Raw genomic sequence first — 15676 nt, 5'->3', positions numbered from 1 at the left:
TTGACTCTCTGCAATGGTTTTGAAGTAATCCTTGCTAGACGGTTTCTCAGGTAACGAGCCTCACTAAGGAAAGAAACCCCTAGTCAGTACATGCCGTACATTGCTAGCAGTGGTTAAGCTGGCACGTTTATGGACAGAAATGATTTAGAGGCTCTGATATGAGTTATAGATCTAAACCGTTTCAACTAAACGAGAGAAAGTATCCTGGAGTGTGGATTATGACCGCTTTGCTAACTTGTCACGAGAGTTTTTAATTAGAACAACCTCTCTATCAACTCGGTTATTTAACGCAGCTAAACGCGTAAATGCTTCCGTTTCTCCATGAGTCAATTTCAAATATTTACTCGTAGCCAAAAGCCCCCAAACAAGTAAGCTTACTATTGGCTTATCTGTAGCTAACGCTGCAGCCCCTCCAATAAACCCACTAAAATCTAAAGCTGTGAGACGCTGTTGGTTGTTTTCTAACTTGCCAATATCTTCTCTCAACTTCAGTAACTTAAAATCAATTTCTTCTTGGCTTATGCTAGACCAATTCTGAAGAATATCAGAAGCAAATGGGATCTCCTTATGTGAAAAGATTCGATCTAATTCCAAAATATTCATGTCATTATCAACTGTATAAACACTACGTAACAGAGAATCTAAATTACTTTCTTTCACAACAGGAGAGTTCTTGTTTACACCATGATATACAGAACTAACGATCTCTGACGCTTTTAAGTACCTATGTTCACCTGCGCTTTCAAACGGGAAGTAGTGTGCTCCCAGTCCTTGTGCTATTTCATAGCCTGCACTATAGAAGGCCAATGAGTCATCTGAACCAAAATGAATACGGCTTAAAAGCCCTCCAATTCCAATATGACCTATTAGTGCTAACCCATTTTGATTGACTAAATGCTCCATTCCATACCATGAATCAGCAAGAGCATTTGCCATCTTTTCATGTTTCTTGCTTGAACAATGAAGAGCATTTAAAAAGCGATATTGTTCTTCTGTAGTATAAGAATACCCAAGCAAACCTGTTCTTTCCCTCATACTGACTAAACATGATGCTGCAATACTTCTTGGGAAAATAATGGCATTAGAGTCAACTTCTAAAATTGAGTTAACCAAATCTAGTGGGTACAAGTCTATATTATCGAGGATAGTAAATTTGATTCTTCCATTTTGAATCAAGATCTTCATCTCAAACTCTGTAACGTCAAACATTTCGAAGAAGGTTTGTCTCTTTGTAGATGAGATTTGAGGAAGAGAAATAATCACCGTTTGGTATAACGCAATGTATGTTCTAAGGTTCTTCCTATCATGAAAAGTAGCATCGACAAAGCAAAGTTTCCCTCTCTCAAGCCCTTTCAAATGACATATTTCACTCTTTTGAAAATCAATATTGCGAAAGATATTTATCTTCTGGTCGACCCAGAAATCTTGATCTTCTTCGTATTTTTCTCGTACTAGCTTGGGTACTTTACTGCTAAGCAGTCCGCTCGCTTTCAGAGTAAGTGCATTTGGATCATGCTTAATAACTTTTGCAAGCTTCTCTTGGTTCTTAGCATTTTCTTTGAGCTGTTCCCGAATTTGGGTGTTAATTTTCACTACTAGTTCGTAGTTATCTAATCCTAGATCGGCCAATAATAACTCAAGTTCAGCAATTTCATCAGGTGATGGAGTGAACTCCAATTCGAGTACAAAATTTCCAGTAGCCATCTTGAAGTCAAACAAAAATGGATGATACTTCTTAGGAAGTTTTATATATAACTCATTCTCTATGTCAGCATGAGTATATGGATGCCCATGCTGATTAATTTTTTGCCACGAATCACGGAGGCTGACTTTGTTGTGCTTCTCACTAACCTCTGGAACAATTAATGGAGCTGGGTTACTAATAGTTCGGTAGTACTCATCATAGTCCTTCGCAAGTTTCTCGGCATCATTTGAGGAAATACCATCAATAACACAAAATAGGAAGTCATCTTCGTGATACAACCCTAGATGAGGTAAATGACTTGTCTGCATAACAAATCGTTCATAGTCATAAACGATAGAATCAATTTCAGCGTCATAATCATGTAGACGGTTATACATATTCTATTTCCTTAAGCTATGTTCGCTTTCTATTTTTACTATTAAGAAAATCACTCAAATAAAGTTCAGCCATTCAATCAAGCTGAGCTTTCACTTCCGTCCAATTTGGTGGCACTGATTAGTAAATGCCTAATCGGCCGCAATGGTTGTGCTCGGCAATATGGTTAAGAGAATGCTGTATGGAGCTTATGGTTCAGGCCTTTACTTTAGATAGTCTTGTAAAATTAAATGAAAGACCTAACCCCAAAGGTACACTTGTTTATCTTGCGGCCAGGACTCACCACGTTCAATATAAGATACTGATCTAATATCATATCATTGCAATGCAACTTTAAGCCAACCAGAAAGCAGGTTACTTCTAAAAACATCAAGTATTGCCATTAGCAGATCAATTGAAAACCGATAAATAGAAATGTTGAAGACGTCTGTTCGTTAACACAGAATGAGGCAAATATGAGTCGAAATAGCAACGCATAGAAGTTTGCTTTGGTTCACTGCGTCCTATCGTTTTTCTACACGAGATAAAACAAAAAAGCGAACCATGTAGGTTCGCTTTTGAGTTCTTAGAAGTTAACTAATTTAGTGAGTCATCCTCAATTATCGCCAAATCACTCTTCGTAGTTATCAATGCTTGGGCATGAACAAATGAGGTTCCTGTCGCCATATACATTGTCTACACGGTTGACCGTTGGCCAGTATTTCCACTGTTTGGTTGCTTTTGATGGGAAGCAGCCAAGTTCGCGTGGGTAAGGGCGGTTCCATTCTTCTGCGGCAAGATCAAATTGAGTGTGCGGCGCATTAACCAGAGGGTTGTTGTCTAATGGCCATTCGCCTGCTTTTACTTTCGCCATTTCTTCGCGAATCGCGATCATCGCTTCACAGAAGCGGTCTAGCTCTTCTAAATCTTCCGATTCAGTAGGCTCTACCATTAGAGTACCTGCTACAGGGAATGACATGGTTGGCGCATGGAAACCGAAGTCCATTAGACGCTTGGCGATGTCTTCTTCGCTGATGCCCGTCTCTTCTTTCAATGGGCGAATGTCGATAATACATTCGTGCGCTACGCGACCGTTCGTTCCACGGTACAGAACAGGGTAGTGAGGGCGTAGACGCTCCATCACGTAGTTCGCATTGAGGATTGCAACTTTCGTCGCTTCGGTTAGGCCAACTTCACCCATCATCGCAATGTATGCCCATGAGATCGGTAAGATAGAGGCACTGCCAAGATCCGCTGCTGATACTGCACAGTCTTCGCCTTCCACACCATTTTCGATATGGCCTGGCAAGAATGGTGCTAAGTGAGATTTAACCCCAATTGGTCCCATACCTGGGCCACCGCCACCGTGTGGGATACAGAATGTTTTGTGTAGGTTTAAGTGTGAAACGTCAGAGCCAATAAAGCCCGGTGTGGTTAAACCTACTTGCGCGTTCATGTTCGCACCATCTAGGTACACTTGACCGCCTGCTTCGTGCACCATTTCACACACTTGTTTCACTTGCTCTTCATACACGCCGTGCGTTGAAGGGTAAGTGATCATAATGCTTGAAAGGTTCTCACGGTGCTTTTCAATCTTAGCTGCAAGATCGTCGATATCGATGTTGCCATCTTCATCACATTTCACCACGACGACTTTCATGGAAACCATTGACGCAGTCGCAGGGTTCGTACCGTGCGCAGAGCTCGGGATCAGACAAACGTTACGGTGTGTATCACCACGGCTTTCATGGTAGCGTTGAATCGCGATAAGGCCTGCGTATTCGCCAGATGCACCAGAGTTTGGTTGTAGTGAGAAGGCATCATAGCCAGTGATCTCGCAGAGTTTTTCTTTAAGATCTTTGGCTAGTGCTGAGTAGCCCGCAGCTTGTTCGATTGGTGCGAATGGATGTAGCGCACCAAATTCAGGCCAAGTAACGGGAATCATCTCTGCTGCGGCATTGAGCTTCATGGTACAGCTACCCAGAGGGATCATGCCGTGAGTCAGTGAGAAGTCTTTGTTCTCTAGTTGTTTTAGATAACGCATCATCTGAGTTTCGCTGTGATGCGTGTTAAATACTGGGTGCGTGAGGTACTTACTTTCACGACGTAGTGCTTCTGGAATCGCTGCAAATTCGTTTTGCGCAATGTCAGAAGAGAGAGTGTTAACCTCAGCGGTTACACCAAAGACAGCAAACAGCGCTTGGATGTCTTCCGTCGTTGTCGTTTCATCAAGGCTGATGCCGAGCTTGCCTGATAGTTTACGTAGGTTGATATCGGCATCTTGCGCTTTTTTATATAAGGCGTCAGTTTGTCCACCGGTGTTTAGGGTGATGGTATCGAAGAAGCTGTTATGTGCTAGTTCGAAGCCCGCTTGAGTTAAGCCCGATGCGAGAATGGCTGTCATGTGATGGGTACGACGAGCAATAGTACGTAGACCTTCAGCACCATGGAATACGGCGTAGAAAGAGGCCATGTTGGCAAGCAATGCTTGTGCGGTACAGATGTTTGATGTCGCTTTTTCGCGGCGAATGTGCTGCTCACGAGTTTGCATCGCCATACGTAGCGCTTGGTTACCATTGCTATCAATAGAAACACCAATCACACGCCCCGGCATTGTACGTTTGTGCTTATCGCGAGTGGCCATGAATGCAGCGTGCGGGCCGCCGTAGCCCATTGGTACGCCAAAACGTTGAGCAGAGCCGATGACCACGTCTGCGCCCATTTCGCCTGCTGGTTTTAGTAGGGTAGAAGCGAGTAGGTCAGTGGCAACTGCTACCAGTGTTTTGTTGGCTTGAGCGGCAGCGATGATGTCGGTTAAGTCAATCACTTCACCCGTGGTAGTTGGGTATTGCACCAATGCACCAAATACATCTTGGCTAGTTAGATTTGCGAGATCATCCACGATGACGTCAAAGCCGATGTATTTTGCTCGGGTTTTAATAACTTCAATGGTTTGTGGATGAACGTCGCTGGCAACAAAGAAGGCGTTACTTTTGCTTTTGCCTGCACGTTTACAGAGTGTCATCGCTTCCGCTGCTGCTGTTGCTTCATCAAGCAGTGAAGCGTTAGCGATATCCATACCAGTCAGATCCATGACCATCTGTTGGAAGTTAAGTAAGGCCTCCAAGCGGCCTTGTGAGATCTCTGGTTGATATGGCGTGTAAGCGGTGTACCAGCCTGGGTTTTCTAGCACATTGCGCAGAATAACGTTTGGCGTGAATGTGTTGTAATAGCCTTGGCCGATAAAGGTACGTTTGATTTGGTTTTGCTGTGCGAATTGCTTCATCGCCACAAGCATATCGGATTCGCTTTTCGCTTCGGCTAGTGAAAGTGGTTTCTCTAAGCGAATTTGAGCGGGTACGGTTTGTTCAATTAGCTGATCTAAGCTTGCTGCGTTGATCGCGTCTAGCATATGTTGTTGATCAGCTTTATTTGGCCCGTTGTGGCGAGCAACGAACTCGTGTTGAGTGCTTAGGCTTTGAAGTAATTCTGTCATTTTCCTTTACCTTCTTAACCGATTCGAGTTAATCGAACCTACAAAAAAGCTACCCATTTGCATGGGTAGCTTTGGTGTTTCCTTATTATTCGTCTTCGATAGACGCTAGGTACTCTTCAGCGCCTTTTAGCGAGTCTAGCTCAGCCGCATCAGACAACTTCACTTTGGCAATCCAGCCACCTTCATAAGGCTCTTCGTTGATAAGCTCTGGGCTGTCGTCTAGTTCTTCATTCACTTCAACGATTTCACCTGATACAGGTGCGTAGATATCAGAAGCTGCTTTTACTGACTCAACCAGTGAAAAGCTATCACCAGCGTCTACTTCTGATTCAACTTCTGGTAGGTCTACGAATACTACGTCACCTAACATTTCTTGCGCGTGCTCAGAAATACCGATGGTTACCGTGCCATCACCGTTGTCACGAACCCATTCATGGCTTTCAGTAAACTTCAGTGTGTTGTCCATTGCTAAATCTCCAAAATTAAAATTTATTGGTAAAGTGGAAATTGGTTACAAAGTGCTTTTACTTGTTTGCGCACCTGTTGTTCTACTTCAGTGTTACCTTCCGGATGTTCAACCAACCCGTCCAGTACGTCACCAATCCAATTACCGATGAGTTTGAATTCTTCTTCGCCAAAGCCGCGGCTAGTGCCTGCTGGGGTGCCTAATCGGATCCCCGATGTAATCATAGGCTTCTCTGTATCGAATGGGATTCCATTTTTGTTACATGTGATGCCAGCGCGTTCAAGAGCTTGCTCTGCTTGGTTACCTTTCAAGCCTTTAGGTCGTAGGTCTACCAGCATTAAATGGGTGTCTGTACCACCAGTCACTATGTCGCATCCGCGAGTTTGCAATACTTCGGCTAATACTTTTGCGTTACCGATCACCGAATCGATATAAGTTTTGAAATCTGGGCCTAACGCTTCACCGAATGCGACTGCTTTCGCGGCGATAACATGCATTAAAGGGCCGCCTTGAAGGCCGGGAAATACCGCTGAATTGATCTTTTTATTTATGGCTTCATCGTTGGTTAAGATCATTCCGCCGCGCGGGCCGCGTAAGGTTTTATGTGTGGTTGTCGTTACGACATGGGCATGAGGCAGTGGGCTAGGATGCGCACCAGTGGCAATTAGGCCAGCGATGTGCGCCATATCGACCATTAATATGGCATCGACCTCATCGGCAATTGCGCGAAACTTGGCAAAATCAATGGTGCGAGGGATTGCGCTTCCCCCTGCGATGATCATTTTTGGTTTATGCTCAATAGCCAGTTGGCGAACCGCTTCGTAATCAATTTCTAATGTTTCACGATCCACTCCATATTGCACGGCATTAAACCATTTGCCTGAGAGTGCAGGGCGAGCGCCGTGAGTCAGGTGGCCACCCGCATCAAGCGACATACCAAGAATGGTATCGCCTGGCTGTAGTAGGGCGAGCTTTACTGCGCCGTTAGCTTGCGCTCCAGAGTGGGGTTGAACGTTTGCGTACTGACAGCTAAAAAGTTGCTTGGCGCGCTCGATAGCGATGGCTTCGACGCTGTCGACATGTTCACAGCCACCGTAGTAACGGCGACCAGGGTAACCTTCAGCGTATTTATTAGTGAGACAAGTGCCTTGAGCTTGCATGACAGCTTTAGATACTATGTTTTCTGAAGCAATCAGTTCGATTTGCTCGTTTTGTCTAGCGAGCTCGGCTTGGATGCCGGCAAATACCGCATCGTCGGTGGCGGAAAGTTGAGTAGAGAAAAAGTTCTCTAGGCGATGATTTTGATAACGATTGTTCATGGTCGATGACCTTCCATAGTAACAGCCAAGAGGATCTCTCTTGTCTTTGGTAGAGCCATGCGCTTAAAAGGTCTGATTGTTGCTCTTAAACGCCTGATCAATTTCATCCCCGACTAATTGGGGCTATACCGCTCAAACTATCCATTATATTGACTATAACGAGCGGAAAAAGCATCTCGTAAACTAACAAGTTGGTAACATAGCGGTTGCTGTTAAAACAATCAACCAAAAATTTCCTATAGGAAACGCAGTTTCTTTTTTTGTTAGCTAGCGCTCATTCTTAATCCACTTTCGCCCTTTTTAATATCGATGGCTTATTGCACAATGAAACGATGGACAGGAAGTAAGTAAACATGTGAGGGATACATGGCAGAAGAAATCTATGATGAATACCCGTCTTTGACGTTAGCCAAAGAATCTCACGATCAAAATATCGAGCCACTTAAATTAGGTGAGCGGATTAAAGAGATTCGAGCTCGGCTCGGTATCACGCTTGAAGAAGCAAGCCAACGGACTGGTTTGGCTCGTTCAACATTGAGTAAAATTGAGAACGAGCAGATTTCTCCTACCTTCCAAGCGATGCAAAAACTCGCCAATGGTTTGCAGATAGATATGCCTCAACTATTTGAGCCGCCTAAGAAAAAGGTCGCTACAGGCCGCCGAGATGTCACGTTTAACGATCAAGGCAAACCTCATCCTACCCAAACTTATGAGCATGAATTACTGGCCACTCAACTGCTAAACAAAAAGATGATGCCGTTTAAGAGCCGCGTACGAGCAAGGGCGTTTGAAGAGTACAGTGACTGGGTACGACATGATGGTGAAGAGTTTTTATTGATCCTTTCTGGCGCGGTTAACTTCTACTCTGAATTCTACGAACCGATGGTTTTGAATGAAGGTGACAGCGTTTACTACGATGCAAATATGGGTCACATGCTTGTGTCAGTCAGCGAGGAAGACGCGCATATTTTATGGGTAACAGCCAAGTAATTAGCGTGGTGTTTCGCTGAAGTTTCTTAAAAGAAAATAATCGGAATACTGCGTAACTCACTCAGGCTGTTATTGGTAAATCTGACAATATTATTGTGCTAAAAATGTTAAATGTCACATTTTCTTATGCTGATGTTTATTTAACCGTGCATTACATATCTAGCCGTGTTTATTATCGGAAACATGTTTTCTTGAATAGAAACATCGAACGGATAATTTGGAGACAAAGATGACTCAAGAGCTACTTAAAACCCCATTACATGCATTACATGTTGAAGCTGGCGCTAAAATGGTGCCGTTTGCTGGTTATGACATGCCAGTTCAGTACAAGTTAGGTGTTAAAAAAGAGCACCTACACACTCGTGAAGACGCTGGGCTGTTTGATGTTTCTCATATGGGACAGTTGCGTTTGGTTGGTGAGGGTGCCGCAACCTTCTTAGAGTCTTTGGTTCCGGTTGATATCGTCGATTTACCCGAGGGCAATCAGCGTTACGCTTTTTTCACTAATGAACAAGGCGGCATTATGGATGACCTTATGGTGGCTAATTTAGGTGATCATTTGTTCGTTGTAGTGAATGCAGCCTGTAAACAGCAAGACATTGCCCACTTGAAAGCACACCTTCCTAGTGATGTTCAGTTAGAAGAGATAGAAGATCGCGCTCTACTTGCTTTGCAAGGCCCGAAAGCGGTAGAGGTTTTGGCGCGTTTTCACCCAGCGGTAAGCAACATGGTTTTCATGGATGTTGCTCGCTTGGATCTGCTTGGCGTTGAGTGCGTCATCTCCCGCAGCGGCTATACTGGAGAGGACGGTTTTGAAATTTCAGTACCGAATGATAAAGCAGAAGAACTAGCAAAAGCGCTAACGGCTGAGCAAGAGGTTGAGTGGATTGGTTTAGGTGCTCGTGACTCTTTGCGTTTGGAATGTGGCTTGTGTTTGTACGGACACGATCTCGATACAACCACCACGCCTGTAGAAGCCAGTTTGTTATGGGGTATTCAGAAAGTTCGTCGTACTGGCGGTGAGCGTGCTGGTGGATTCCCAGGTGCTGATATTATTTTACAGCAAATCGAGACTAAGCAAGTATCGCGAAAACGTGTTGGTTTAGTCGGTGAAACTAAAGCGCCTGTCCGTGAAGGTTGCGAACTATTTGATGCAGATGGCAACAAGATTGGTGTTGTGACCAGCGGCACGGCTGGCCCTACAGCAGGTAAACCTGTATCTATGGGTTATGTGGCGACTGAATTTGCGCCTGTCGGCAGTAAAGTGTTTGCAGAAGTGCGTGGCAAAATGCTGGCGATGACGGTTGAAAAAATGCCGTTTGTCCCTCAGCGTTATTATCGCGGTTAAGTATTGATTAAATACATGATAGAAAAGGCTTTTAATAAAGTGTAACGTATGGTTTGCATGTTTTATAAAGTTTCTTTCGCATAAATACTACTACTTTAGTTGTATGTAAATAATCAACTTTAGATATGTGATCAGTTGGCTATGTAGTGGCGGAAATTTGTTGTTAAGGACTATATAGATGAAACGGAGACTAATCGTTAGCCTTTTGGCTTCGGTGGGGGCATTTGGCGTAAGCGCAAATGACGTATCTACGCAAATTATCAATGGTACGCCCGCGACGGTTGCAGACTATACCAACTTTGCTAGCTTGTATGTCGAGACCGATACGCAGTATTCGACGCGTAGTTTTTGTGGTGCCACTGTCATCAATGATTACTATGTGTTGACTGCAGCGCACTGTATCGTTGGTAATGAATCGTTATTACCTAACGTGACTGTACCCGTGGGGCTGCAAGATGAGTCGACGTATATACCAGGAGCCTATCCGAGAGTCGTCGAATATCACTTCCCTTCAACTTATGTTGATTCTGAAGTGGCGTTGTGGCCTGATGATATTGCGATCCTCAAGTTGGATAACCCGATAGGTACAGGTGACCTCTATTCCATGTTGAATTTTTCGCGAGACCGAGACTACGATGGGAACGATGTCTTCACTGCTGTCGGCCATGGTAAGCAGGTACATAATGAAGCGCCTAACGCCAATGACCCTAATCTACTAGAAGCTCCGCTATTATATGTTTCTACTGCGGTTTGTACCGCTGACCAAGGTAGCAATATTACAGAAAAGCAGATTTGTTTTAATGGGGCGAATGGACCGACATACCGAAACGCAATTTGTTCAGGTGATTCCGGTGGCCCGATTTACGTGAGCCGCTCGGGCGGGCCGCAAAGTCAAGTCGGCATTGCGAGCTTTGGTTATACCGTGTGTGTGGTTTAAATTCTACTAACACGACAACGTCAGTCTTTACTGAAATTTATGACTACAAAGCTTGGATCGATAACGTCATTGCTGACAATGCAACGCCAGCTTACGAAGTTAAGCTTGTTAATGGTTCTCGAACGTTGATTAATAACAATGCAGCAGCTCAAGCGAGCTCAGGCGACTCAGGAGGCAGTTTCTCTGTCAATTCTTTGTTAAGTCTTTTGTTTGTATCTTTTTTGGTACGTTTACGTCGCAAAGGTTCGGTGGGTAAAAAGTAAACTGCTGAGTTCTCATAAATAAGATGTACTATATAACGCCATGAAATTATTAAGTTTTCATGGCGTTTTTTATTTTATGTGATCTGGGGTCATGTTGACTAATTGTGTCTAAACGATAGTTTTAAATGACAACAACAAAGTTGAGCTGGAGAACGTAAAGAAATGACCAATAACGACACCTACCATATAACCTTACTGTCAGATGTCAGTATGCAATCGAAATTATTTAAAGATTCTTTAGAGCGAGGTATTCAACTCGATGTCGAAATAGTTTCGCTCGATGATTTAAGAAACGGGCGGGGTGATGACTCGAGTTTAGGTGATTTTGTTCTAATCGATTTTAGCTATTTAGATGATAGTAATTTTGAACTATATAACCAAACGAAGTCAGCTAGTGGTTTGAATGCGAAAGAGATCGTCATAAATTGCCCGAAAGATGTGGCTTCTACCCACTTGTTTAAATGGCGTAATTTAGTCGGCGTATTTTATGTTGATGATGACATCAGTCTACTACTTAAAGGCATGGAAAAAATCATGCAAGACGAGATGTGGTTGTCACGTAAAGTGGCACAAGACTATATCGAACATTTCCGCTGTGCTAACTCGGTAACGACATCGCAGGTATACGCGAATCTGACCAAGCGAGAAAAAGAGATTATGCGCTTGCTAGGGCATGGCGCATCTAACTTACAAATCGCGGATGAATTGTTTGTGAGTGAAAACACCGTCAAAACCCATTTACATAATATATTCAAGAAAATTAATGCCAAAAATAGGCTTCAAGCGTTGCTTTGGGCCAACAATAATATCGCGCTAGAAGAGCGCGTATAGGCATCCTTTCCAATTGTTAGCTGTTGTTGTGAATAAAAAGGGAGCCAGACGGCTCCCTTGTTGTTTTCATATATTGCGGCTTGAGGCTACACGTTGAACTGAGCAAGCTTCTGTTTTTGCTCTTCCGCTAGGTTAGACAGCTCTTGGCTCGCTGTTGCTGCTTGCGTGATACCCGTAACGTTTTGGCTAACCAATTCATAAATGTTAGTTAGGTTGTTATTGATGTCAGCGGTGACTTGGCCTTGCTCCTCTGAGGCAACGGCAACCTGAGCGTTAATTGAGGTAAGCTCTGAAATAGATAAACTGATTGCACTGATAGCATCTCGCACCGTTTCAGCTTGCTCCTGAGTTTCAGATAGCATGGCTAAGCTCGAGTTCATGCCGTCATTTGCGCTGCTTGATTGACGCTGTAACTCTTCGATGATGGTCTGAATCTCTTTGGTCGATTCTTGAGTGCGAGCTGCTAGCATACGAACTTCATCGGCAACAACTGCGAATCCTCGGCCACTTTCACCCGCGCGGGCTGCTTCAATCGCAGCATTCAACGCGAGTAAATTGGTTTGTTCTGAGATACCTTCGATAACCTCAATCACTTTGCCAATCTGTTCTGATTGATCTTGTAGCGAGTTAACCATTTGCGCAGCATTAGTCATTTGCGTAGCCATTTTTTCACTCGACTGTTTGTTTTGTTCGAACATTTCGAGGCTTTGCTTCGCCAGCTTGTCAGCTTCAAGGGATGCGCCGTCAGCGCTAGTGGCGTTTTGAGTGACTTCTTTAGCCGTGCTTTCTAGTTCGTTGATTGCTGAGGCGACTTGTTCAACTTGATTGCGCTCTTGGTCTGAGTTTGCGCTCGATTGTGTCATGACCGCAGCAAGCTCTGTCGATGCAGAGGCCACATCTACACTGATTCTTACGAGTGCACCTACCGTGCTTTGCAACTGAGTCACGGTGTTGTTGAAGTCGCGCGAAAGTGCAGTGATTTCGTTGTTACCTTCTTCTTTTACTTTCACGAGTAAATCGCCATTCGCGACTTTGCGCATCGCTGACTGAATGTCTTTCACTGGTGCGACAATGATGCCTGCCAATAACCAGCTAAACAAGGCAGCAAGAGATAGCACTAATGCTAAGCCCAGCATACTGGTAGAGAGTACGGATGAATGCACTTCGCCGTTGTGCTTTACTTCATTGATACTTAATTGGTTGAGCTGATTCGATAGGTTTTCAATCGCGACAACCATTTTATTGCCCTCATCTCGGTACTCAATGGAGGCTCTCGCGTATTCTGCTTCAAACTGACTGTCAGCACTGTTCATAGAGTGTTTGCGATTGAGTAAAGGAATCATCACTTGTTGAGAATAGGTCACATAGCCTTGTATCGCGATGCGCATCGCTTGAACCTCATCTTCAATGCCAGAAACCTTGTTTAGAGAATCCAGTAAAACGTCGGTTTCAGTCTGTTTTTCGATGAGTAATTCAGATAACTGTTCCACGTCTTGCGGATTAAAGAGGCTGTAGATCGCTTTGATACGCATGCCGTAAGTGTTGTCGATGATGTTGGTCACCATCCCTTTGTGCTTAACCAAATTTTGGGTTGATTGATCAACTTGACCAAAGACGTCTTCTAAGGAATTTTTACTGTAAGAGATGCCCGCGATGAGCAATAAGATAGTGAAAAGCACAGGCACCATGACCTGTAACTTGATGGAAAGGCCATTGAGAAGTTGGCGCATTGTGAGTCCTCTTTATCTACAAGTGAGAATGGTAATTATTATTTTAATTTGATTTGCTCGGGTCATTTTAGAGAGCAAAGGAGATAATTTAACAAGAAAATTAACAAAGTTATCAATATTTAGAAAGAGCAAAACCTGTTGAATTTGCGAAACATTTCAAATGGTTACAAATAATTTTATAAATTTATCAGTCCGTAGCCTGTTTCCAATGGGGGAGGTAAAACAAGGGCTGTTTTTTATAGAAAGAAAGGAAAAGTTCATCAAATTGAAATGTCATATAGGCTTCAAGTAAGTGAAACACAACTGTCATATTCGCCCCCTAAAGTAACCAGCGTTCAAGACACACAACGGCAATAAAGCCATTCAAAGGAAATTGTGATGAAAAAGACAGTTATCGGTGCACTTGCACTACTTGGCGCTCTAACAGTGAATACAGCTTCAGCTAAAGAAACTATCTCTGTAGTTGGCTCTAACAGTGCATCTCCACTGGTTGAAGTTTTTGCAGAAACATACATGAACAAAGGCGAACCAGTATTTATCGAAATCCAAGCTCCGGGTTCTTCTGCTGGTATCAAGGCGGCAAAAAATGGAAGTGCTGACCTAGGTATCTCTTCTCGTAACCTTAAAGCCTCTGAAAAGTCTTCAGACCTGAAAGAGCTTGTAATTGCTCGCGACGGTATCGCTGTTGTGGTTAACCCAAGCAACAAAGTGACATCACTGACTGCGGACCAAATTACACGCATTTACAAAGGTGAAATCACTAACTGGAAAGACGTTGGTGGTGAGAGTAAGCCAATCGTAGCGATTACTCGTGATACCGCTTCAGGTACTCGTGGTGCATTTGAAGACATCATGAAGCTGAAAATGAAAATCTCAGGCAAAAAAGTATCAGCTATCTCTCAACGTGCTCAAGTTGCGAACGGTAACGGCGCACTGAAAGTATCAGTAGCAAACAACCCATATGCAATTGGCTTTATCTCTCTGGGTACAGTGGACAACACGGTTCAAGCTCTTGAGATTGATGGTGCAGCTGCAACAGTAGAAAACGTAAAGAACGGTTCTTACAAAGTCGCTCGTCCATTCCTTGTTCTTTACAAAGATGGTGCGCCATCAGCTGAAACTCAGAAGTTCCTAGACTGGATGGTTGCAGATGAAGCGCAAGCTATCTCAGCTAAGAAAGGTTACATCACAGTTAACTAATTTGTGAGTAAAACAATCAACACCCTTGCTCAGCCCGCTTTGGGCTGAGCCTTTTCTCACGTTCTACGCGGCAAGTCAGCAGCAAAGAATGGAAGAGTTTTTATGACCATCGCAACAAATAGTGAAAAGATTATGACAACGGAAACGACGCACATGTCAAAGCCGAGCCTACGAGCTAAGAAAGCCGTAGACTGGAAAGAGCGTTTCTTTCACGGTTTATTTTTAACCAGTGCTGTTATCGGCATTGTTTCCCTAGCAGTCATTGCTTACTTTATTTTCAAAGAGTCTATCCCTGCATTCCAAGAAGCCGGCGTTGTTGGCATTGTGACGGGGACACATTGGTTACCGCCAGCGTTATACGGTGTTGCAACTATGATTGTTGCTTCAATTGTATCGACGCTCGGGGCGGTTATCGTCGGTGTTCCGGTCGGTGTGTTAACGGCGGTTTTTATTGCTGAGATCGCGCCGAAGCGCGTAGCCGATATTATTCGTCCAGCGGTTGAGCTGCTAGCAGGTATTCCATCGGTCGTCTACGGCTTCTTTGGTCTGGTAATTATTGTTCCGCTAATCCAAAACGTGTTTGATGTGCCAGCGGGCAATACCATCCTTGCGGGTATCATTGTCCTTGGTGTCATGATCCTGCCAACAGTGATCACCGTGTCGGAAACCTCTATTCGAGCGGTACCGAGAACGTATAAAGAAGGTTCTCTAGCACTAGGTGCGTCAAAGATTTTCACCATATTTAAACTGTTAGTTCCGGCTGCACGCAGTGGCATTATGACTGGTGTCATTTTAGGTATCGGCCGCGCTTTAGGCGAGACAATGGCGATTATTATGGTGATGGGTAATGCGCCAGCGATGCCAAGCGGTATCTTAGATTCAGCTCGTACGTTAACCGCAAACATTGCGATTGAAATGTCTTACGCAAGTGGCGTTCACGCTAACGCACTGTACGCAACGGGTGTGGTTCTTCTTGTCTTTATTATGATTTTGAATGCGGCACTGCTGTATCTGAATCGAGTAAAAGCGAAATAATG

At 44.0% G+C, this 15676-nt stretch carries 12 protein-coding genes; 7 read left to right on the top strand and 5 right to left on the bottom strand.

The annotated features are described in order from the left end of the window. Positions 1 to 216 precede the first annotated feature (216 nt). The 4 genes from OH461_RS11045 to OH461_RS11030 form a co-directional block, all read right to left on the bottom strand. Complete coding sequence (locus tag OH461_RS11045; RefSeq protein WP_270020674.1) at positions 217 to 2082, bottom strand: hypothetical protein; 1866 nt, start codon at positions 2080 to 2082, stop codon at positions 217 to 219. 608 nt (positions 2083 to 2690) lie between these two features. Continuing rightward, complete coding sequence (gene gcvP / locus OH461_RS11040) at positions 2691 to 5555, bottom strand: aminomethyl-transferring glycine dehydrogenase (RefSeq protein ID WP_270020673.1); 2865 nt, start codon at positions 5553 to 5555, stop codon at positions 2691 to 2693. Between the two features lie 85 nt (positions 5556 to 5640). After that, positions 5641 to 6021, bottom strand: coding sequence for a glycine cleavage system protein GcvH (gcvH, locus tag OH461_RS11035; protein WP_260260377.1), 381 nt, complete (start codon positions 6019 to 6021; stop codon positions 5641 to 5643). Between the two features lie 23 nt (positions 6022 to 6044). Further along, positions 6045 to 7340: a serine hydroxymethyltransferase gene (locus tag OH461_RS11030; RefSeq protein ID WP_270020672.1), complete on the bottom strand. Its 1296-nt coding sequence runs from the start codon at positions 7338 to 7340 to the stop codon at positions 6045 to 6047. A gap of 366 nt (positions 7341 to 7706) precedes the next feature. Here OH461_RS11030 and OH461_RS11025 point away from each other — a divergent pair, with 366 nt between their 5' ends. The 5 genes from OH461_RS11025 to OH461_RS11005 all read left to right on the top strand — a co-directional run bounded on the left by OH461_RS11025 (position 7707) and on the right by OH461_RS11005 (position 11709). Then, positions 7707 to 8330 (top strand): helix-turn-helix domain-containing protein, encoded by a 624-nt coding sequence (locus tag OH461_RS11025; protein WP_270020671.1) that lies wholly within the window; start codon positions 7707 to 7709, stop codon positions 8328 to 8330. Between the two features lie 229 nt (positions 8331 to 8559). Further along, on the top strand, positions 8560 to 9678 hold the full coding sequence (gcvT, locus tag OH461_RS11020) for a glycine cleavage system aminomethyltransferase GcvT (protein WP_270020670.1): 1119 nt from the start codon (positions 8560 to 8562) through the stop codon (positions 9676 to 9678). Between the two features lie 178 nt (positions 9679 to 9856). After that, positions 9857 to 10615, top strand: a complete 759-nt coding sequence (locus tag OH461_RS11015; RefSeq protein ID WP_270020669.1) for a S1 family peptidase — start codon at positions 9857 to 9859, stop codon at positions 10613 to 10615. Continuing rightward, the gene (locus OH461_RS11010; RefSeq protein WP_270020668.1) at positions 10603 to 10878 is read left to right on the top strand and encodes a hypothetical protein; all 276 of its coding nucleotides are present in this window, start codon (positions 10603 to 10605) and stop codon (positions 10876 to 10878) included. Before OH461_RS11015 ends, OH461_RS11010 begins: the two co-directional genes overlap by 13 nt. Before the next feature lie 162 nt (positions 10879 to 11040). After that, positions 11041 to 11709 (top strand): LuxR C-terminal-related transcriptional regulator, encoded by a 669-nt coding sequence (locus tag OH461_RS11005; RefSeq protein WP_270020667.1) that lies wholly within the window; start codon positions 11041 to 11043, stop codon positions 11707 to 11709. Between the two features lie 86 nt (positions 11710 to 11795). Here the strand turns inward: OH461_RS11005 and OH461_RS11000 are convergent, their stop codons facing one another. Beyond that, positions 11796 to 13439: a methyl-accepting chemotaxis protein gene (locus OH461_RS11000; RefSeq protein ID WP_270020666.1), complete on the bottom strand. Its 1644-nt coding sequence runs from the start codon at positions 13437 to 13439 to the stop codon at positions 11796 to 11798. A gap of 378 nt (positions 13440 to 13817) precedes the next feature. On the opposite strand from OH461_RS11000, the gene OH461_RS10995 reads away from it, so the two are divergent. Further along, the gene (locus OH461_RS10995) at positions 13818 to 14639 is read left to right on the top strand and encodes a phosphate ABC transporter substrate-binding protein (protein WP_270020665.1); all 822 of its coding nucleotides are present in this window, start codon (positions 13818 to 13820) and stop codon (positions 14637 to 14639) included. 102 nt (positions 14640 to 14741) lie between these two features. Beyond that, positions 14742 to 15674 carry a phosphate ABC transporter permease subunit PstC gene (gene pstC, locus OH461_RS10990; protein ID WP_270020664.1) on the top strand — a complete coding sequence of 311 codons (933 nt, stop codon included), beginning with the start codon at positions 14742 to 14744 and terminating at the stop codon, positions 15672 to 15674. Positions 15675 to 15676: the final 2 nt, after the last annotated feature.

This window comes from Vibrio sp. LaRot3, from assembly GCF_027587025.1.
Taxonomy (GTDB): Bacteria; Pseudomonadota; Gammaproteobacteria; order Enterobacterales; family Vibrionaceae; genus Vibrio.
Note: the sequence above shows the minus strand (reverse complement) of the source record. Positions and strands in the feature narration are given on the sequence as shown.